The organism is Nocardioides hungaricus, from assembly GCF_054782915.1.
In genome coordinates this window covers 1-19,396 of the sequence record NZ_BAAGRO010000036.1, presented here as the reverse complement: position 1 = coordinate 19,396, position 19,396 = coordinate 1, and the positions used below count along the sequence as shown (strand labels likewise).

At 71.7% G+C, this 19,396-nt stretch carries 19 protein-coding genes, 2 tRNA genes and 1 pseudogene; 7 read left to right on the top strand and 15 right to left on the bottom strand.

Translation table 11 applies throughout. The features are described 5' to 3' along the window. Nucleotides 1-129 precede the first annotated feature (129 nt). The gene (locus ACYVKX_RS16075; protein WP_460834417.1) at nucleotides 130-966 is read right to left on the bottom strand and encodes an ATP-binding cassette domain-containing protein; all 837 of its coding nucleotides are present in this window, start codon (nucleotides 964-966) and stop codon (nucleotides 130-132) included. A gap of 131 nt (nucleotides 967-1,097) precedes the next feature. Here ACYVKX_RS16075 and ACYVKX_RS16070 point away from each other — a divergent pair, with 131 nt between their 5' ends. Continuing rightward, nucleotides 1,098-2,144: a LacI family DNA-binding transcriptional regulator gene (locus ACYVKX_RS16070; protein ID WP_460834415.1), complete on the top strand. Its 1,047-nt coding sequence runs from the start codon at nucleotides 1,098-1,100 to the stop codon at nucleotides 2,142-2,144. 65 nt (nucleotides 2,145-2,209) lie between these two features. On the opposite strand, the gene ACYVKX_RS16065 is transcribed toward ACYVKX_RS16070, so the two are convergent. From ACYVKX_RS16065 to ACYVKX_RS16020, 10 genes are all read right to left on the bottom strand, one after another. Next, complete coding sequence (locus ACYVKX_RS16065; protein ID WP_460834413.1) at nucleotides 2,210-3,217, bottom strand: UDP-N-acetylmuramate dehydrogenase; 1,008 nt, start codon at nucleotides 3,215-3,217, stop codon at nucleotides 2,210-2,212. Then, on the bottom strand, nucleotides 3,210-3,587 hold the full coding sequence (locus tag ACYVKX_RS16060; RefSeq protein ID WP_460834410.1) for a MaoC/PaaZ C-terminal domain-containing protein: 378 nt from the start codon (nucleotides 3,585-3,587) through the stop codon (nucleotides 3,210-3,212). Before ACYVKX_RS16060 ends, ACYVKX_RS16065 begins: the two co-directional genes overlap by 8 nt. Further along, nucleotides 3,584-3,985 (bottom strand): FAS1-like dehydratase domain-containing protein, encoded by a 402-nt coding sequence (locus ACYVKX_RS16055; protein WP_460834408.1) that lies wholly within the window; start codon nucleotides 3,983-3,985, stop codon nucleotides 3,584-3,586. Before ACYVKX_RS16055 ends, ACYVKX_RS16060 begins: the two co-directional genes overlap by 4 nt. A gap of 99 nt (nucleotides 3,986-4,084) precedes the next feature. Then, nucleotides 4,085-4,255 carry a 50S ribosomal protein L33 gene (rpmG, locus tag ACYVKX_RS16050; protein ID WP_395696096.1) on the bottom strand — a complete coding sequence of 57 codons (171 nt, stop codon included), beginning with the start codon at nucleotides 4,253-4,255 and terminating at the stop codon, nucleotides 4,085-4,087. A gap of 43 nt (nucleotides 4,256-4,298) precedes the next feature. After that, nucleotides 4,299-4,372 (bottom strand) — tRNA-Met (locus ACYVKX_RS16045). Nucleotides 4,373-4,424: 52 nt separating this feature from the next. Further along, nucleotides 4,425-4,497, bottom strand: a tRNA-Thr gene (locus ACYVKX_RS16040). A 62-nt stretch (nucleotides 4,498-4,559) separates the two neighbouring features. Continuing rightward, nucleotides 4,560-5,960 carry an amidase gene (locus ACYVKX_RS16035; protein ID WP_460834406.1) on the bottom strand — a complete coding sequence of 467 codons (1,401 nt, stop codon included), beginning with the start codon at nucleotides 5,958-5,960 and terminating at the stop codon, nucleotides 4,560-4,562. Between the two features lie 9 nt (nucleotides 5,961-5,969). Further along, nucleotides 5,970-7,154 carry an ROK family protein gene (locus ACYVKX_RS16030; RefSeq protein ID WP_460834403.1) on the bottom strand — a complete coding sequence of 395 codons (1,185 nt, stop codon included), beginning with the start codon at nucleotides 7,152-7,154 and terminating at the stop codon, nucleotides 5,970-5,972. A 97-nt stretch (nucleotides 7,155-7,251) separates the two neighbouring features. Further along, a complete protein-coding gene (locus ACYVKX_RS16025; protein ID WP_460834400.1) occupies nucleotides 7,252-7,830 on the bottom strand; it encodes a DNA-3-methyladenine glycosylase I in 579 nt (192 codons plus the stop codon). A gap of 126 nt (nucleotides 7,831-7,956) precedes the next feature. After that, the gene (locus ACYVKX_RS16020) at nucleotides 7,957-10,329 is read right to left on the bottom strand and encodes an FdhF/YdeP family oxidoreductase (RefSeq protein ID WP_460834397.1); all 2,373 of its coding nucleotides are present in this window, start codon (nucleotides 10,327-10,329) and stop codon (nucleotides 7,957-7,959) included. 112 nt (nucleotides 10,330-10,441) lie between these two features. Between ACYVKX_RS16020 and ACYVKX_RS16015 the strand changes: the two genes are divergently transcribed. Then, a complete protein-coding gene (locus ACYVKX_RS16015) occupies nucleotides 10,442-11,224 on the top strand; it encodes a hypothetical protein (protein WP_460834394.1) in 783 nt (260 codons plus the stop codon). A gap of 25 nt (nucleotides 11,225-11,249) precedes the next feature. Here ACYVKX_RS16015 and ACYVKX_RS16010 read toward each other — a convergent pair whose 3' ends face one another. Together ACYVKX_RS16010 and ACYVKX_RS16005 are read right to left on the bottom strand one after the other, a co-directional pair. Continuing rightward, nucleotides 11,250-11,450 (bottom strand): hypothetical protein, encoded by a 201-nt coding sequence (locus tag ACYVKX_RS16010; RefSeq protein ID WP_460834392.1) that lies wholly within the window; start codon nucleotides 11,448-11,450, stop codon nucleotides 11,250-11,252. A 104-nt stretch (nucleotides 11,451-11,554) separates the two neighbouring features. Beyond that, a complete protein-coding gene (locus ACYVKX_RS16005; protein WP_460834389.1) occupies nucleotides 11,555-12,727 on the bottom strand; it encodes a homogentisate 1,2-dioxygenase domain-containing protein in 1,173 nt (390 codons plus the stop codon). A gap of 66 nt (nucleotides 12,728-12,793) precedes the next feature. Here ACYVKX_RS16005 and ACYVKX_RS16000 point away from each other — a divergent pair, with 66 nt between their 5' ends. The 5 genes from ACYVKX_RS16000 to ACYVKX_RS15980 all read left to right on the top strand — a co-directional run bounded on the left by ACYVKX_RS16000 (nucleotide 12,794) and on the right by ACYVKX_RS15980 (nucleotide 17,253). Then, the gene (locus ACYVKX_RS16000) at nucleotides 12,794-13,648 is read left to right on the top strand and encodes a hypothetical protein (protein WP_460834387.1); all 855 of its coding nucleotides are present in this window, start codon (nucleotides 12,794-12,796) and stop codon (nucleotides 13,646-13,648) included. After that, nucleotides 13,645-14,745, top strand: a complete 1,101-nt coding sequence (locus ACYVKX_RS15995) for a fumarylacetoacetate hydrolase family protein (RefSeq protein WP_460834385.1) — start codon at nucleotides 13,645-13,647, stop codon at nucleotides 14,743-14,745. The genes ACYVKX_RS16000 and ACYVKX_RS15995 overlap by 4 nt, the downstream gene beginning before the upstream one ends. A 258-nt stretch (nucleotides 14,746-15,003) precedes the next feature. Then, nucleotides 15,004-15,636: a nitroreductase family deazaflavin-dependent oxidoreductase gene (locus ACYVKX_RS15990; RefSeq protein ID WP_460834383.1), complete on the top strand. Its 633-nt coding sequence runs from the start codon at nucleotides 15,004-15,006 to the stop codon at nucleotides 15,634-15,636. 4 nt (nucleotides 15,637-15,640) lie between these two features. Next, complete coding sequence (locus ACYVKX_RS15985; RefSeq protein ID WP_460834380.1) at nucleotides 15,641-16,573, top strand: metallophosphoesterase; 933 nt, start codon at nucleotides 15,641-15,643, stop codon at nucleotides 16,571-16,573. Beyond that, nucleotides 16,570-17,253, top strand: a complete 684-nt coding sequence (locus tag ACYVKX_RS15980) for a ZIP family metal transporter (RefSeq protein WP_460834378.1) — start codon at nucleotides 16,570-16,572, stop codon at nucleotides 17,251-17,253. Before ACYVKX_RS15985 ends, ACYVKX_RS15980 begins: the two co-directional genes overlap by 4 nt. Here ACYVKX_RS15980 and ACYVKX_RS15975 read toward each other — a convergent pair. After that, nucleotides 17,237-17,920, bottom strand: a complete 684-nt coding sequence (locus tag ACYVKX_RS15975; RefSeq protein ID WP_460834376.1) for an acyltransferase — start codon at nucleotides 17,918-17,920, stop codon at nucleotides 17,237-17,239. The genes ACYVKX_RS15980 and ACYVKX_RS15975 overlap by 17 nt on opposite strands. Before the next feature lie 434 nt (nucleotides 17,921-18,354). Further along, nucleotides 18,355-19,329 (bottom strand): annotated as a pseudogene (locus tag ACYVKX_RS15970) (NAD(P)(+) transhydrogenase (Re/Si-specific) subunit beta); the annotation flags it as partial. Nucleotides 19,330-19,396 lie beyond the last annotated feature (67 nt).

Here is a 19,396-nt window from a genome sequence, read left to right as displayed (position 1 = left end):
CAACTCGCCGAGACCGACCTACACATCAGGCCGTACGCGGAGCGACATGTGAGGTAGTACGCGGACACCCCTGGGCCCACCGGAGGAGATCGGCGGAGCGAGACCGACGGACAACGGCGCTGGTGGCGCTCATGCTGCCAGCCCGTCCTCGCCCTCGCGGCTCACCATCATCTCCACGAGTTCGGTGGTGCTGGTCTCCTCGGCTCGCATCTGCGCGGCGATCGCGCCCCGTCGCATCACCACGATCCGGTGCGCATAGGTGAGCATGTTGGGTAGGTCGTGCGTGATCACGACGACCCCGAGCCGCTGCTGCGCGGCCGCGCGGATGATCTCGTTGGTCTTCTGCATCTGCCGCTGCGCAAGGGCAGCGGTCGGCTCGTCCATCAAGATCGCGCGGGTCGCCCAGACCATGGCTCGCGCGACGGCGACGGCCTGCTGCTGGCCGCCGGACAGGTCGCTCACCCGAGTCGTGGGAGGCGGACCGTCCCAACCGACCTTGACCAGGGCCGTCTCGGCCCGGTCGGCCATCGCCCGCTTGTCCAGCACGGCCAGGCGCCGGTGGAGCCAGCCCCGGCCGAGCTGCTCCCGACCGAGGAACAAGTTGGCGGCGATCGAGAGGTCCGGAGCAAGGGCCAGATTCTGATAGACGGTCTCGACGCCGAGCTCGCTCACCGCCTTGGTGCCGCGACCGTCCACCCGCTCGCCGGCGATCTCGAGGTGTCCCTCGTCGGGAAGGAGGGCGCCCGAGATCACGCTGGCCAGCGTGGACTTGCCGGCGCCGTTGTCGCCGACGATCGCCACGATCTCTCCGGCGCGCACCTCCAGCGACACGCCGCGGAGTGCGCTGACGTGTCCGAAGCTCTTCTTCACTCCCTCCACCCGGAGGACCACCTCACCAGCATCGGCATCCGTGGTCGTGACGACGGTGTCGACGCGGTCGTTCCCTGCACCGCTCGTGGGCTCCACAGCCTTGATCCCTTCCGTGATCGTGTGAGCAACCGTAGAACGCATACGTATGCGTGTCAACGGTCACTCCATCGAAAATCAACCGTATCTTGGTACAGTTCCGCTATGACATACGCATGTGCGCTGAGGCCATGAATCCGCCACGCCCCGATGGCGAGGCCGCGGGCACCACCGCGGGGCGGTCGGTTGTCACCAGCCACGACGTGGCGCGGCTCGCGGGCGTCACCCAGCCCACGGTGTCGCGCGCGCTGCGCGGGGAGGCCGGGGTCTCCGAGGCGACCAAGCAACGCATCCTCCAGGCCGCGGAGCAGCTCGGGTACGTGCCCATGCAGAGCGGACGCAACCTCGCGACCCGAGAGACGCGCCGGATCGGCATCGTCGCCGGCGAGCTGACGAACCCGTTCTTCTCCACGCTCGTCGGCCCGCTCCACAACTGTCTGGACAGCGCGGGCTATCGGACCATCCTGCTGACAGACGAGGGCGGATCCACCGTCGGCATGGAGCCGCTCATCGACGGCACGCTCGACGGAGCACTGCTGACCACCTCGAACCTGGACTCGCCCCTGGTCCATGAACTGCAGCGACGTGGCGTCCCGTTCGTCCAGGTCGGCCGCGAGGTCGACGGAGCGGTCTCGGACGCCTGCGTGTTCGACAACGTCGGCGGCGCCCGAGCCGTGGCCGAGCTGCTCCTGGACCTCGGCCACCGCCGGATCGGCGCGATCCACGGTCCGCTCGAGACGAGCACCGGCCGCGACCGGGAGCGGGGCCTGCGCGAGGCCCTCGCCGAGGCGGAGATCGCGGTGGCACCCGCCCGGTCGGCGCGCGGGAGGTTCGTCTACGACACAGGCCAGGATGCGCTCCCGCGGCTGCTGGGCGCCGACGACCCTCCGACCGCGGTCTTCTGCGCCAACGACGTGATCGCCCTCGGCGCGCTCAACGCAGCGCATCGGCTCGGTGTCGCCGTGCCCGGGGAGCTGACCATCGTCGGCTTCGACGACATCGCGATGTCCAGCTGGGAGGTGTTCCAGCTCACCACCGTCAACCTCGACTTCCACCGCATGGCCGACGCGTCGTGCGGCCTCCTCCTCGACCGGATCCGCCGGCCGGGAGAGCCGTTTCGGCGAGAGGTGCTGCCGGTCTCCCTCACCCTGCGTCGCACGCACGGGCCGCCGGCATGACGCAGGGGTCGATACGTGGGCTGCGTTCAACGAGACTCTCCTGACCCGGGCCGTCCGGGCTGGAGCTACAGCTCGCAGCCGACCAGCACCGGCTCGTTGACCAGCCGGATGCCGAAGCGCGCCTCGACCCCGTCGCGCACCTCGCGGGCCAGCGCGAGCAGGTCGGCGGTGCTCGCGCCGCCGCGGTTGGTGAGCGCGAGGGTGTGCTTGGAGGAGAGCGCGACCCGGTCGTCGCCGTGTCCCCTGGCGAAGCCGGCGTGCTCGATCAGCCAGGCGGCGCTGGTCTTCACGGTGCCGTCGGGCTGCGGCCAGGCCGGGGCGCCCTCGGGCACCGCGTCGGCTGCGACCACCGGGTTGGTGAAGAACGAGCCGGCGCTCCAGGTGTCGTGGTCGGCGGCGTCGAGCACCATGCCCTTGCCGGTGCGCAGCGCCAGCACCGCCCGGCGTACGTCGGCCAGCGGAGCCCGCTCCCCCGGCTCGACGCCCAGGACGCGGGCGAGCTCGGCGTAGGCGACCGGTCCGCCGAGCGATCCCTGCCGGAGCTGGAAGGTCACCGAGAGGACGACGTGGCGGCCGGGGTCCTGCTTGAAGCGGGAGGTGCGGTAGCCGAATCCGCAGTCGGCGTTGGCGAAAGTCCGGACGCCGCGGAGCGTGCGGTCCCAGACCCGCACCGACGCGATGGTCTGGCCGACCTCCTGGCCGTAGGCGCCGACGTTCTGGATCGGCGTCGCGCCGACCGAGCCGGGGATGCCGGAGAGCGCCTCGACGCCGACCCACTCCCTCTCGACGGCGAGCGCGACGAAGTCGTCCCAGCTCTCGCCGGCGGCGACGGTGACCATGACGCCACCGCAGGAGGCGTCCTCGACGTCCGGACTGATCCCGCGAGTGGCGATCTCGACGACGCGGCCACGGAAGCCGTGGTCGGCCACGACCAGGTTGCTCCCGCCACCGAGGACGAGCACCGGCAGGTCGGTGTCGAGGGCGGGGGCCAGGTCGGACTCCGCGGTCACGGTCACCCACTCGTCGGCCGGGCCGCCGAGCCGCAGGGTGGTGTGGTCGGACAGCTCAGGCACGGACGACGGCCTTCGGCATGCCCAGCACCTTCTGGCCCTCGCACGTGACGGTGAGCGCGACGGTGGTGAGCCCGTCGTCAGACGACTTCACCTCGCCGGCGACCTCGACGTCCGCGCCGCCCTCGGCGGGTACGACGACCGGGTGGGTGAACCTGCAGCCCAGGCTGACCACCTCCGCGCCGGGGAACCACGCGTCGACGGCCCGGGCGGCCAGCGCCATCGTGTACATGCCGTGCGCGATCACGCCGGGCAGGCCGACGCCGCGCGCGACCTCCTCGTCCTGGTGGATCGGGTTGTGGTCGCCGCTCGCGGCGGCGTACCGGACCAGGTCGGCGCGGGTCACGGTGTAGATACGGGTCTCGAGGATCATGCCGTCCCGCCCCGGTGCACGAGGGTCGCCGAGGTCGAGCAGACGACGGCGCCGGTGGCGTCGGTGATCTCGCTGGTGGTGCCGATGATGTCGTTGCCCGCGATCTGGCGCAGGCTCGCGACGGTCAGGGTCGCGACGAGCTCGTCGCCCGGCACGACCGGCCGCTCGTAGGCGAACTCCTGCTGCCCGTGGACGATGCGGTACAGGTCGATCGCCTCGGCCTCGAGGAACGCGTTCATCGCGTCGAACGCGAGCACGATCGGGTACGTCGCCGGGGCCGGCCCGCCGGCGTACTCCCCGCCGGTGGCGGCCACGAAGTCGCCGATGCTCTCGGCGGTCACGACATAGGGTCGGGTGGGTGGGAAGACCCGGCCGACGAGCGACTGGTCGACAGGCATGGCCTCAAAATAGACGTCGACCCGCCCGAGCGGATCGGGCGGGTCGTTCGGGAGGGTGTCGAGACGGTCGCCGCGCAACCTCCTCGACGGCCCAGCTTCCTATCGGGTCTCGCGGTGCGGCTGGTGCTTGCGACAGCGCGGGCAGAACTTCGCCAGCTCGAGCCGGTCGGGGTCGTTGCGGCGGTTCTTCTTGGTGATGTAGTTGCGCTCCTTGCACTCGACGCAGGCGAGCGTGATCTTGGGGCGAACGTCGGAGCTCTTGCTGGCCACGGGAAGTCCTCGCTTGTCGGTACGGGGTGTCGCTGGTGGTGAGTAGCGGGGGCGGGACTCGAACCCGCGACACCACGATTATGAGCCGTGTGCTCTAACCACCTGAGCTACCCCGCCACGGGCACGGCCGCACCGACCAGTCAACCGGCCGGTGGGAGGTCCTGCCCAGAGCCCCTTTACGGAATCGAACCGTAGACCTTCTCCTTACCATGGAGACGCTCTGCCGACTGAGCTAAAGGGGCAACGTCGGAGAACAATACACACGCTCTCGGACACTTGAGAAATCGGGGCGACCGGCCAGATCTCAGCCTGTGATGCGGCTCCAGGGAGCCGCCTCCTCGAGCTCGTAGGCGAGCTCCAGAAGGGTCGACTCGCGGCCCGATCCGGCCCCCAGCATCATGCCCTGCGGCAGCCCCTCGGAGGTGATCGCGAGGGGCAGCGAGATCGCCGGGTCGCCGGTCGCGTTCTGCCAGGGCGTGAACGCCACCCACTCCAGGATCCGCTCCATCACGGTGTCGAAGTCGGCGGTCGGGTCGAGGTGGCCGACCCGCGGCGTGGTCAGCGCCAGCGTCGGCGTGAGCGAGACGTCGTAGCGCCGGTGGAAGTCGGCGGAGACCCGCGGCAGCCGGCGCAGCCGGGTGATCGCGCCGGGCAGCCGGTGGAGCCGGCTGCGGCAGTGCCGGTCGAGCCCGAGGGTGAGGTTGTCGAGGCGGGTGCGGTCGAAGTCGGCGCCGAGCTGGCGGCGGCCGGTGCGCACGATCATCGTCGCGAGCATCGCCCAGTAGAGGAGGAAGTCGTCGGGGACCGTCGTGGGGGCCGGCGAGTCGACGTGGTCGACGTGGTGGCCGAGCTCCTCGAGCAGCCGGGCGGTCTTGAGCGTGAGCTCGACGACCTCGGGCGAGGCGCTGCGGCCGATGCCGGAGGTGTGCACGGCGATCCGCAGCCGGGTGCGGCCGGGGCGGGTGACGTCGCCGATCGGCGGCAGCTTGAGCTGGCGGTAGACGTGCTCGGCCTCGCGCAGGAACGCCGCGGTGTCGCGCACCGACCGGGTGAGGACGCCGTCGGAGACGATCCGGATCGGCATCTGCCGGTTGACCCTGTCCTGGGCGAGCCGGTCGCGGGTCGGCTTGAGCCCGACCAGCCCGTTGACCGCGGCCGGGATGCGGATCGAGCCGCCGCCGTCGTTCGCGTGCGCGATCGGGACGGCGCCGGCGGCGACCAGGGCGGCGGAGCCGGCCGACGAGGCGCCGGCGGTGCGGGCGGTGTCCCACGGCGAGCGGACCGCGCCGAGCCGCGGGTGCTCGGCGGACGGGCTGAACCCGAACTCGGAGAGCTGGGTCTTGCCGAGCGGCACCAGGCCGGTGGCGAGGAGCATCCGGGCGAAGTCGCCGTCCACGGGCGCGACCCGGGCGCGGTAGGCGTCGCAGCCCTGCTGGGTCGGCATGCCCGCGACGTCGCAGTTGTCCTTGACGAAGGTGGGTACGCCGGCGAAGAACCCGCCCCGCGGGTCCCGCGCCTCCGCGCGGGCCCGGTCGTAGGCGACGTACGCGACCGCGTTGAGCTCGGGTTGGAGCCGCTCGGCGCGCGCGATCGCGGCGTCGACCACCTCGGGGATCGAGACCTGGCCCTCCTGGATCGCGGTGACCAGCCCGACCGCGTCGAGGTCGCCGAGGGCGTCGTCTCCGAAGGCGTGTACGCGGGTCACGGGCCGAGGCTAGAGCGCCGCGAGCCGGGCGTCCACGGCCGCCGGGGCGAGCACGTGGTCGAGGGCGAGCGCGCCGCAGCCGACCACGCCCGCGCGGTCGCCGTGGGCGGCGGGCAGGAACCGGAGGTCGCGGGTCGCGAGCGGGGCGGACCGGCGGTAGACGCTCTCGCGCACGCCGGCGACGTAGAAGTCGAACGCCGCCGCCATGTCGCCGCCGATGACGACCGCCGCCGGGTTGAGCAGGTTGATCGCGACCGCGAGCACCTCGCCGAGCTCGCGGCCGCTGTCGCGCAGCAGCCCCCGGGCGAACGAGTCGCCCTGCAGCGCGAGCGCGACCAGGTCGCGCACGTGGTCGACAGGCTGCCCCGCCTCCTCCATCCGGGCGACGAGCGCCCAGCCGGCGGCGATGGTCTCCAGGCAGCCGGTCGCGCCGCAGCGGCACGGCAGCTCCCCGGCGGCGTCGACGGTGGTGTGGCCGATCTCCCCGGCCGCGCCGAGGTGGCCGCTGAGCACCCGGCCGCCGGCCACGATGCCGAGGCCGAGGCCGGTCGACGCCTTGACGACCAGGACGTCGTCGAGCCGGCCGGCGCCGCCGAGCAGCTCGGAGCGGGCGAGCACGTCGGCGTCGTTGGCGACGAAGAGCGGCGCGTCGGCGACGTCCGAGAGGTACGGCGCCAGCTCGACGCCGTCCCAGCCGGACATCACCGGGGAGCCGATGGACAGCCCACGGACCGGGTCGAGGGTGCCGGGGAGGCTGAGGCCGATGCCGAGCACCGGCAGTGCGACGCCGTCGAGCAGCCCGCGCAGCCGCACGGCGATCGAGGGCAGCAGCTCTTCGGGGCCGACGCCGACCTCGTGGTCGCGGGAGTCGGAGGACAGCTCCTGGCCGTCGAGGTCGAGGACCGCGAGCTGGCTGCGGGAGCGGCCGATCGCGACGGCGAGCACCACGCCGGCCTCTTTGTTGAACACCAGCGCTCCCGGCGGACGGCCGCCGGTGGAGGCGAGCTCCTCGCCGAGGAGCAGCAGGCCGCCCGCGGTGAGCGAGCCGACCCGAGCGGTGACGGCGGTGCGGGAGAGGCCGGTCAGCGCGCGCAGCTGCGAGCGGGTCGCCGCGCGCCCGGTGCGGACGAGCTCAAGCAGCTCGCCGGCCGTCGCGGGGGCGGCGCTCTCACGGAGTTCGACCAGCTGGGCCACGGCGGCGAGCATAAACCCGCTCCACTCGCATGTAACGCCGGGTTACTTCTTGTCCCCACCAGGTTGCATCCGGAGGACAACAGGAGGTAACCCGGCGTTACAACCGCGGCCCGCGCCGGAAGCAGCCGACCAGATGCGGGTCGAAGATCCCGATCGCCTCCATCAGCGCGTACATCGTGGTCGGGCCGACGAACGCGAACCCGCGCCTCTTCAGCTCCTTGCTGAGCGCCGTGGACTCCGCCGAGATGGTCGCCATCTCGGCGGTGTCGTGCCAGGCCGGCGGGTCGGCCGGGGCGAAGGAGAGCACGAGCGCCGCCAGTCCCTCGGCATCACGCAACGCGACCGTCGCCCGGGCGTTGGCGACCGCGGCCTCGATCTTGAGCCGGTTGCGCACGATCCGCGGCTCCCGCATCAGCCGCTCGACGTCGTCCGGTCCGAACGCCGCGATCGCGTCGGCGTCGAAGCCGTGGAAGACCTCGCGGAACGCCGGTCGCTTGTTGAGGATCGTCGACCAGGACAGCCCGGACTGGAACGCCTCCAGCGTCAGGCGCTCGAGGTACGCCGACTCGCCGCTGATCCGCCGGCCCCACTCGTGATCGTGGTAGTCGCGCATCACGCCCGGCCCGCCCGCCCACGGGCAGCGCGGGACGCCGTCCTCGCCGGTCACCGGTCCCATGCCGACATCCTCGCGCAGCCCACACGGGTCGTCCGCCTGAGGGCGGCGTATAGAGGTGCGAGAGGCGGACGACCCGCTCAGCGGCGCTCGCGGTCGGGCCGGTCCTCCAGGTTGCTCATGGGGAGTTCACGAGAGCTGCTCGGGCTCGACGTACCGCTTGCCCTCGTCGCCGCGGCCGGACGACGTGACCGTGCCCGCGTCGCTGGGGGCCGGGCCGTGGCCGCCGCGACCCTTGACCAGCCGGATGATCACCGACTTCGACGTCGGGCAGTTGCTGCCCTCGGCGGTCGAGTCCAACGGGACCAGCGGGTTGGTCTCGGGGTAGTAGGCCGCCGCACAGCCGCGCGGCTGGTCGTAGGCGACGATCCGGAAGTCCGGGGCGGAGCGCTCCGACCCGTCCCACTCGCTGACCAGGTCGACGTGCTCGCCCTCCTCGAGGCCGAGCGCGGCGATGTCGTCGGGGTGCACGAACACCACGCGACGGCCGCCCTTGATGCCGCGGTAGCGGTCGTCGAGCCCGTAGATCGTGGTGTTGAACTGGTCGTGCGAGCGCAGCGTCTGCAGCAGCAGCCGCCCCTCGGGCACCTCGAGCACCGTCGTCGGGCTGACCGTGAAGATCGCCCTGCCCTTCTCCGTCGGGAACGTGCGGCTGTCGCGCGGGCCGTGCGGGAGCGTGAAGCCGCCGGGGCGCTCGACCTTCTCGTCGTACGCCGCACAGCCGGGCACCACCCGCGCGATCCGGCGCCGGATCGCGCGGTAGTCGGCGCGGAAGTCGTCCCAGGGCAGGTCGTACCGGTCGCCGATCGTGACCTGCGCCATCGAGCAGACGATGTCGACCTCGGAGCGCAGGTACGGCGAGGCCGGCTCGAGCGGGCCGTGCGACGCCTTCACCACGCAGAGGCTGTCCTCGACGGTGACCTTCTGGGGCCGGCCACCGGTGAGGTCGCGCTCGCTGCGGCCGAGCGCCGGCAGGATCAGCGCCTCGCGGCCGTGCACGACGTGCGAGCGGTTGAGCTTGGTGGACACGTGCACGGTGAGGTCGGCGCGGCGCAGCGCCTCCTCGGTGACCTCGGTGTCGGGGGCGGCGGAGACGAAGTTGCCGCCCATCCCGAAGAACACCCTCGCGTCGCCGTCGCGCAGCGCCTTGATCGCCGCGACCGTGTCGAGGCCGTGCTCGCGCGGCGGCTCGAAGCCGAACTCGTCGCGCAGCGCGTCGAGGAAGTGGCTCGGCGGCCGCTCCCAGATGCCCATAGTGCGGTCGCCCTGGACGTTGGAGTGGCCGCGCACCGGGAAGAGACCGGCGCCGGGCTTGCCGATGTTGCCCTGGAGGAACGCGACGTTGGCGAGCTCCTTGACGGTCGCCACCGCGTTGCGGTGCTGGGTGATGCCCATCGCCCAGCAGAGGACGGTGCGGTCGGAGTCGCGGAACATCCGCGCCGCCGCCTCGATCTGCTCGCGCGTCAGACCCGTCGAGCGGCGTACAACGTCCCAGTCGAGGGCGCGCACGTGCTCGGCCCAGGCGTCGAAGCCCCAGGTGTGCCGCTCGACGAAGTCGCGGTCGACACAGCCCCACTCCAGCAGCAGCGCGCCGATCGCCTGGAACAGCGCGAGGTCGCCGTTGATGCGGACCGGCAGGTGCAGGTCGGCGAGGGCGGTGCCGTGGCCGGCGAGGCCGCGCACCTTCTGCGGGTTCTTGAACCGGACGAGGCCGGCCTCGCGCAGCGGGTTGATCGCGATGATCCGGGCGCCGTTCTTCTTCGCCTGCTCGAGCGCGGTCAGCATGCGCGGGTGGTTGGTGCCCGGGTTCTGCCCGGCGATCACGATCAGCTTCGCGTCGTGGACGTCCTGGAAGGTGACCGACGCCTTGCCGATGCCGATGGTCTCGGCGAGCGCCACCGACGTGGACTCGTGGCACATGTTCGAGCAGTCCGGCAGGTTGTTGGTGCCGAACGCCCGGACGAAGAGCTGATAGGCGAACGCCGCCTCGTTCGAGGTCTTGCCGGAGGTGTAGAAGATCGCCTGGTCCGGCGAGTCCAGGCCGTTGAGGTGGCGCGCGATGGTCGCGTAGGCCTCGTCCCAGCCGATCGGCTCGTAGTGGGTGCCACCGGGGCGGACCGCCATCGGCTCAGTGATCCGGCCCTGCTGGCCGAGCCAGTAGTCGGTGCGCTCGCGCAGGTCCGCCAGCGGGTGCGCGGCGAAGAACTCGGGTCCGACCCGGCGCAGGGTCGCCTCCTCGGTGACCGCCTTGGCGCCGTTCTCGCAGAACTCGGCGGTGGCGCGGTGCTCCGGATCGGGGTCGGGCCACGCGCAGCCCTGGCAGTCGAAGCCGTCGACCTGGTTGACGGCGAGCAGGGTCCTCGCCGTACGCCGGACGCCCATCTGCTCCACGGCGCGCTTCATCGTGACCGCGATCGCCGTCGGCCCGGCGGCGTGGTCCTTCGGGCGCTCGACGTCGAGGGCCTGCTCGTCGATGTCCTGGCGCGGAGGTCTGCGGCTCACGGTCCGAACGGTACCCACTTCCGGCAATGGCCCGTCTCGGGTCTGTCCGGGACGGGTCGCCAACCGCTAGGTTGCCGTCTGGGCCTTCTTTCGGACCGCCAAGGAGCTGTCGATGTCCACGAACGAGCCACCTCCCCCGCCGCCACCGACCGAGCCGCCGGCACCGCCTCCGCCGCCTCCGCCTCCCCCTGCGGCGCCGGGCTCCGGCGGCTACAGCGTGGGGAACGCGTTCTCCTACGGCTGGAGCAAGTTCACCCAGAACCTCGGCCAGATCCTGCTGGCGATCGTCGTCCTGGTCGTGGTCCTCGTCGCGATCCAGCTCGTCGGGTTCTTCGTCGGCCAGGCCGTCGCGTGCGAGCCGTCGGTCAACCTGGCCACGGCCGAGGTGAAGGACTGCGGCGGCGTCTTCACCGCGCAGAACATCGTCAGCTGGCTGTTCAGCCTGGTCGGCTGGATCATCTCGATGATCGTCGGCGCCGGCATCGTGCGCGGCGCGCTCGACATCACCGAGGGCCGGCAGCTGGAGCCCTCGGGACTGCTCAAGCCGAACAAGCTGGGTGAGGTCGTCATCGCGTCCCTGATCATCGGCGTCCTGACCTTCGTCGGCTTCATCGCCTGCATCATCCCGGGCATCCTGGTCGCGTTCTTCACGTCGTACGCGCTGTACTTCCTGATGGACCGCCCGGAGATGGGGGCGATCGACGCGATCAAGGCGAGCTTCGAGTTCACGAGGCACAACGCCGGCAACGTGATCCTGTGGTTCCTGGTGAGCCTGGTCGCCTGGTTCGTCGGTGCGCTGCTCTGCGGCATCGGCCTGATCGTCGCCGTCCCGGTCATCCTGATCGGCACGGCGTACACCTACAAGACGCTCAACAACGAGCCGGTCGCGGCGTAGCGCCACGGTCAACGGCTGGCAACGGTCAGCGCTCGTCGGGGAAGACGCGGCGGGCGATCGCGGAGATGTCCTTGTCGAGCACGTCGAGCTTCGCGGTCAGTTTCGCGTCGAGCGCGCGGATCTCCGCCTGGAGGACTCGGAGGAACGTCGTCGACACGAGTCCGACCAGGGCGAAGGTGCTCGCGGCGAAGACGCCGATCAGGGTCCAGACCTGCGGATCGCTCACGGCGGGCACCTCCTTCGGCCTCCAGTCTCACACGGCCGGTCCGGCCGGTCGACCGCTCCGGATCGGCCTGTGGAGATCCGCGGAGTCGTGACCTCGTTCCTCGGTCACGCCTGCTGGCTCCACGTCCAGGCGTAGGCCGGGTCCTCGACGGCCAGGCCGCCCTCGCCGAGGTCGAGCGGGGCGAAGGTGTCGACCATGACCGCCGTCTCGTCGAAGTACTCCGCACCCAGCGACGCCTCGATCGCCGACGGCTGGGGGCCGTGCGCGTACCCGCCCGGATGCAGCGAGATCGAGCCCAGCCCGATGCCGGAGCCCTTGCGCGCCTCGTAGTCGCCGCCGACGTAGAACATCACCTCGTCGCTGTCGACGTTGGAGTGGTAGTACGGCACCGGGACCGCGAGCTCGTGGTAGTCGACCTTGCGCGGCAGGAAGTTGCAGACCACGAAGTGGTGGCCCTCGAAGACCTGGTGCACCGGCGGCGGCTGGTGGATCTTGCCGGTGATCGGCATGTAGTCCTCGATGTTGAACGTGTACGGGTAGAGGCAGCCGTCCCACCCGACCACGTCGAACGGGTGCGTCGCGTAGGTCATCTTGGTGCCGACGACGCCTGCGCTGGTGCGGTGCTTGACCAGCACCTCCACCTCGTCGCCCTCCATCGTGAACGGCCGCTCGGGACCGTGCAGGTCGCGCTCGCAGTACGGCGCGTGCTCGAGCAGCTGGCCGTAGCGGGAGAGGTAGCGCTTCGGTGGCGCGACGTGGCTGTTGGCCTCGATCGCGTAGAGCCGGCTCGGCTCGGCCGGCACCCAGCGGTGCGTGGTCGCCCGCGGGATCACGACGTAGTCGCCCGCGCGGTAGCCGACCACGCCGAAGACCGTCTCGACGACGCCGGCGCCGCTCTCGACGTATACGCACTCGTCGCCGATCGCGTTGCGGTAGTACGGCGACGGGTCCGTGCCCGTCACGACGTAGCCGATCCGGACGTCGTTGTTGCCCAGCACCAGGCGGCGACCCGTCACCGCATCCGTGTCGGTCTCGAGCTCGTGCAGCCGCAGGTGCCGCGGCTGGAGCGGGTGGTTGGGCGTGCGGCTCTGGTCGGGCAGCTCCCAGACCTCGCTCGCGACGATCGCCGACGGGACGCCACGGTGGTAGAGCAGCGAGGAGTCGGAGGAGAAGCCCTCCTCGCCCATCAGCTCCTCGCGGTAGAGGTCGCCGTCGCCGTCGCGGAACTGGGTGTGCCGCTTCGGGGGAACCTCACCGATCCGCCGGTAGTGGGCCATGACCTGCCTCCGATCGATTATCGAACGCATTCGTCCGCTATCTGCCTCCTGGCTAGAGTAGCCAGCGTGTCAACGGAACCCGCCCTGCCCACGGTGGGCGCCGCCCTCCGCGGACTCGTCGACGACGCCGCCATCTTCCCGCCGGGCGACGCCCCGCTGGCCGCCGCGGCGACCGACCACCGGGCCCGGCGCTCCGAGCCGTACGCCGACCTGGTCGGCACGTTCGTGGTGCGCGACACCGACCTCCCCGCGCTCCCCGGGCTGACGGCCACCCCGCTCGCGCTGTCGGTCGTCGTGACCGGTGGCGCCGGCAACATCGCCGGCCTCGCCGCACTCTCCCGCAGGCTGCACCTCGCGGTCAGGGGCATCGAGATCGCGCTGCGCGACCCCGACGACCCGGCCGGCAACGCCCGCCGGGTCGGCGCGGCCGTCGACGCCGCCCGGGCCGAGGGCCGGCTCGACGACCACGTGCCGGTGTACGTCGAGCTGCCTTCGTCCGCGTCGGAACAGGCCTGGCTCGCGGCGGCCGACGAGGTGGCGGCACGGGGGTTCCGGCTGAAGCTCCGGACGGGTGGCCTCGACGTGGCGGCGTACCCCTCCTCGGTCGTGCTCGCGGGCTGGATCGACGCGGCGCTGGACCGCGAGACGCCGTTCAAGTGCACGGCCGGGCTGCACCGCGCGGTGCGGCACACCGGCGCGGACGGCTTCGAGCACCACGGGTTCCTCAACCTGCTGGTCGCGACCCGGCAGGCGTGGGACGGCGCCGGCCGCGACGAGGTGGTCGCGACCCTGGAGGAGCGGTCCTTCGACGGGCTCGACTGCACGGAGCTCGACCGCGCTCGGCACTGGTTCACGTCGTTCGGCTCCTGCTCGGTCGGCGAGCCGCTCGACGACCTGATCGCCCTGGGGCTGGTCTCGTGAGTGGCTTCGGGCTCGACCACCTGCCCTACGGCGTGTTCTCGGTCGACGGCGGACTGCGCCGGGTGGGCGTGCGGCACGAGGACGGCGTCGTCGATCTGGCCGCGGCGACCGGACGACCCGAGCTCGAGCACCCGTCGCTCAACGCCTTCCTCGCCCTCGGCCCGGAGGTCTGGCGCGAGACGCGGGCCGAGGCCCGGGCGATCGCGGAGGCCGGCACCCACACGGTCCCCCTCGCCGACGTCACCCTGCACCTGCCGGTCGAGGTCGCGGACTACGTCGACTTCTACGCGTCGATCGACCACGCCTCGAACGTCGGCCGGATCTTCCGCCCCGACGGCGAGCCGTTGCTGCCCAACTGGCGGCACCTGCCGGTCGGCTACCACGGCCGCGCCGGCACCGTCGTCCCGTCCGGCACCCCGGTGATCCGCCCGTCCGGGCAGCGGCCCGGCGGCGGCTTCGGCCCGTCCGCCAGGCTCGACATCGAGGCCGAGCTGGGCTTCGTCGTCGGCGTGGGGTCGACGCTCGGTACGCCGGTGCCCTACTCCTCCTTCGCCGACCACGTCTTCGGCGTCGTCGGCCTCAACGACTGGTCCGCGCGCGACATCCAGGCGTGGGAGTACGTCCCGCTCGGCCCGTTCCTCGGCAAGTCCTTCGCCACCTCGATCTCGCACTGGGTCACGCCGCTGGAGGCGCTCGACGCCGCCTGGGTGGCGCTGCCCGCGCAGGAGCCCGAGCCGCTCCCTTACCTCGGGCCGGGCGCGACCCGCGGTCTCGACATCGCGGTCGAGATCGTCGTGAACGGCGAGGTGATCAGCCGGCCGCCGTACTCCTCGATGTACTGGTCGCCCGCCCAGATGCTCGCCCACCTGACCGTCAACGGCGCCTCGCTGCGCACCGGCGACCTCTACGGCTCCGGCACCATCAGCGGACCCACCGAGGGCGAGCGCGGCTCGCTGCTCGAGATCGGCTGGGGCGAGGAGTCCGCGTTCCTCGCCGACGGCGACACCGTCACCCTGCGCTACACCGCGCCGTCGGTCTCCGGTGGCCGGCTCGCGCTGGGCGAGGTCGTCGGCACCGTGGCGCCCGCCCGCGGCTGAGGCTGCGGGACGTCATACGAGGTGGCTGCCCCGGCGACGCAATTGCGCCGAAATGGCAATCGGAGCGCGGCAGGCACCGTCATCACAGCGCAATTGCGCCGGAATGGCGGCCGGGCCGGGGCAAACACTGCCACAACAGCGCAATTGCGCCGACATGACAGTCGAGACAGCCCAGGCACCGCCCCCCACGACCGCCCGCATGACGTCCCGCCAACACGTTAAGCGTGTGAAGTCCCCGGGTTGGGACAGACTGCGGCCATGGGCCTGCTGACACCGCTCGCGATCCGCGTCGGAGGGATCCCCTGGCTGCCGAGGCTGCTCCCCCAGATCGTGTGGACCGACCGCTTGCTCCAGCGAGTCTCGCGCGGCCGAGTGAGCATCCTCGACATCGCCGGGCTGCCGAACCTGACCCTCACGGTCGTCGGCCGCAGGAGCGGCCTCCCCCGCAGCACTCCCCTGCTCTGCGTCCCGCACGAGGAGCCTGCTGAACAAGACGGGCGAACGCGAGCGGCGTCCGGTGCGTGCGGTGGCAAGGCTGCCCAGGGAAGGCATGGCGGGTCACGTCGACCGAGGCGAACACCGCCGACGCTCCACCGGTCGTCGCGTAGCCGCGCGGATCGTGCAGCAGGCTCCGTAGATCGCTGGCTGATCGCCGGGTCCTACTTCGGCGGGCCGGACATGCCGGCGTGGGTGCACAACCTGCGCGCGGCCGGCGGGGCCACGATCACCTGGAGGCGCGGGCGCATCGCCGTGGTCGCGCGGGAGGTCGAGGACTCGGCCGAGCGGGCCGAGCTGTGGCAGGCGATGCTGCGGACCTGGCCGAACTTCGCCAAGTACGAGGAGCGCACCGACCGGCTGATCCCGGTCTTCGAGCTGTCCCGTCTAGCCTGAGCGGGTGCAGCTCGGCCAGTACCCCCAGCCCGGTCACGTCGTCGCGCACCTGAGCGACCCGCACCTGCTGGCCGCCGGCGCCCGGCAGTACGGCGTGATCGATCCGGAGGAGGGCCTCCGGCTCGCGCTCGCCCGGCTGTCCCGGCTCGAGCACCCGCCGCAGGCGCTGGTGTTCACCGGCGACCTGGCCGACCGGGCCGAGCCCGAGGCGTACGCCCGGCTGCGCGAGGTCGTCGAGCCCGCCGCCACTGCCATGTCCGCCGAGGTCGTCTGGGTGATGGGCAACCACGACGAGCGGGCGGCGTACTCCCGCGGCCTCTTCGACTCCGACGACGACTCGACCCAGGACCGCGCCTACGACGTCGACGGGCTGCGCATCGTCGCGCTCGACACCAGCGTCCCGGGCTACCACCACGGCGAGCTCACCGGCGACCAGCTCGACTGGCTGGCCGGCGTACTCGGCAAGCCCGCGCCGCACGGCACCCTGCTCGCGCTGCACCACCCGCCGATCCCGATCCCGATGATGCCGGCGGCCGAGGTCATCGAGCTCTACGACCAGCACCGGCTGGCCGAGGTCGTCACCGGCACCGACGTGCGCGGCATCCTCGGCGGGCACTTCCACTACTCGACGTACTCCACCTTCGCGGGCATCCCGGTCTCGGTCGCCTCCGCCACCTGCTACACCTCCGACCCGGCGCCGCTGGAGCGGTTCGTGTCCGGCGTCGACGGCCACCAGGCGATGACGATGGTGCACGTGTACGACGACCGCGTCGTGCACACCGTCGTCCCGGTCGACGAGGCGGCGGAGGTGAGCGGCTTCTCGTCCGACGTACGCGCGCAGGTCGAGGCGCTCACCCCCGAGGAGCGGCGCGAGCTGCTCTCCCGCAAGGACTCGCCGATCTACACCGGTGAGCTGAAGGTGCCGGGACAGGCGTGAGCGCGGCACTCCTGTGGGGGCTCCTCGCCGCCGGCTCGCTGCTGATCGGCCAGGCGCTCGCGTCGCCACTCGGCCGGTCGAAGCGGACGGTCGGACTGATGATGGCCTTCGGCGCCGGAACCCTGATCAGCGCGGTCGGCTACGAGCTCATCCCCGAGGAGAGCCTCGAGCTCGGCTGGGAGATCGGCGCGGCGTTCCTCGTCGGCGCGCTCGCGTACTACGTCGGCGCGCGGCTGATCGACCGCGGCGGCGGCTCCAGCACGGCGCTGTTCCTCGGCGCGCTGCTCGACGGCATCCCGGAGTCGTTCATCCTCGGCCTCGGGCTGGCGCTGGGCGGGTCGATCAGCGTGGCGTTCCTCGCGGCCGTGCTGCTCTCGAACGTCCCCGAGGGCCTGGCCGGCACCGACGACATGCGCACCGCCGGCGTACCCGAGCGCCGGATCACCCTGATGTGGGTCTCGTTGACCGCGGTCTGCGGCATCGCGTCGCTGGCCGGCTTCCTGGTCGCCGACGCGGGCACGCACACCGGCGAGATCGCGAGCGCCTTCGCCGGCGGCGCGGTGCTCACGATGCTGGCCGACTCGATGGTGCCGGAGTCCTACGGCCGCGCCGGCCGGGTGGCCGGCCTGTTGACCGTGCTGGGGTTCCTCGTCGCGGGCGTGCTCAGTTCGCTTCAGTGAAGTCGGCGCCACCGAAGTAGCCCCGCGCGACCGGCCGCAGGTCGCCCTCGGTCCCGACCCAGCCGACGCCGGGCTCGTAGCGGCGCAGCACCTTCGCGGGCGCGCCGCCCACGATGCTGTGGTCGGGTACGTCGCCGCGCACGACCGACCCCGCCGCGACCACGACGTTGCGACCGAGCGTCGTGCCCGGCAGCACGATCGACCCGTGGCCGACCCACGAGCCGGCGCCGATCCGGACCGGCTGGTGAGGGCCGAACTGCTCGCCGATCGGCAGGTCCGGGTCCTGGTAGCCGTGGCTGGCGTCGCACACGAACACGCCCTGCCCGAACCACACGTCGTCGCCGACCTCGATCGAGGCGTGCGCCACCAGCGTGCTCCGCGCCCCGATCACGCACCGGTCGCCGACCACCAGCCCGCGCTCGGGGATCCCCGGGTCGCCCGGGCCGTAGCCCACCGACAGCGTCACCTGCCGCCCGACCAGCACCCCCGTGCCGAGGTGGATCGACCGGGTGTTCATCAGCGTCGCGGCCGGGAAGCCGATCGTCGTACCGGCGCCGAAGCTGCCGAACCCCTCGGCCGCCCGCGTGCCGGCCTCGATCTTGCCAGCCCGGTCCAGCCACCGCGCGCCGCCGACTACGGCGGCGTTGACCAGGCGCTTGACGATCACGAGCCGGAGACTAGCGGCACCGGGCTCCGGCTAGGTGCCGATCGACGACCCCGCCACCGGGGAATTGCGCCGAGCGAACCAGCCACGCACGCGCGCAGGTCTCTGGCTTGGCGGGGCGGTCGCGACGCACGAACTCGCCGCCACGCTCGCGCTCCGGGACCGTCCCGATCGCGCGCTGACGGGCGCTCGCGCTGCGGCTGATGTCGCTCCACTGCCAGCGGGGTCACGATGTTCGCGGCGCGCGTCGCGCCCGGTTCGTCGCATCCACGATCGACGCGACGACCGGCCGCGTCGGGGTCCAGCGAGATCTCCGAGATGCCCATGAACTGCCTCCTTGCTGGGTGGACTCGATCCGAGTCCACCCAGCAACAACTCACGACCTACGACCAGCTTCCAGCGCGAGGTGAGCACGCTCACCCGAGCACACGACTTCCTCAGACGTGCCGCAGGATCGCCTCGACCTGGTCCTTCGCATCACCGAAGAGCATCTGGGTGTTCTCCCGGAAGAACAACGGATTCTGCACACCGGCATACCCAGCCGCCATCGAACGCTTGAAGACCACCACATCGCCAGCCTCCCAGACCCGGAGCACCGGCATGCCGGCGATCGGGCTCGTCGGGTCCTCTGCCGCCGACGGGTTGACGGTGTCGTTGGCGCCGATGACGAGCACGACGGAGGTCTCAGCCAGATCGTCGTTGATCTCATCCATCTCGAGCACGATGTCGTAGGGGACCTTCGCCTCGGCGAGGAGGACGTTCATGTGTCCCGGGAGCCGACCCGCGACGGGGTGAATGCCGAAGCGCACGTCGACGCCCTGCTCTCGCAGTCGGCGGGTGAGGTCGGCCACCGGGTACTGTGCCTGCGCCACGGCCATGCCGTACCCGGGCGTGACGACCACGGAGGAGGCGTTCCGCAGGAGTTCGGCCGTCGTCTCCGCGCTGATCTCGCGGTGCTCGCCGTAGTCGGCGTCGTCGCTGCGCGGCGCCTCGATCCCGAAGCCGCCGGCAATCACCGAGAGGAACGACCGATTCATCGCCTGGCACATGACGTAGGACAGGTACGCGCCGGACGATCCCACCAGGGCCCCGGTGATGATCAGTAGGTCGTTGTCGAGCAGGAAGCCCGACGCAGCCGCGGCCCAGCCGGAGTAGCTGTTGAGCATGGACACGACCACGGGCATGTCGCCGCCGCCGATGGACGCCACCAGGTGCCAACCGAGCGCGAGTGCCATCACGGTGACTGCGATCAGCAACCCTAGGGACGGGGAGGCCACGAACCAGGCGGTCAGCACGACGAAGACCCCGAGAGCTCCGAGATTGATCGCATTCTTGCCGGGAAGCACCATTGGAGCGGACTTCATCCGGGCCGACAGCTTGAGGAAGGCGACGATCGAGCCCGTGAACGTGACTCCCTCTTAACCGGCTAAAGCGGGTGCTTCCCCAGGTCAGCGACACGCCGGGTTGTGGTGGTTGACG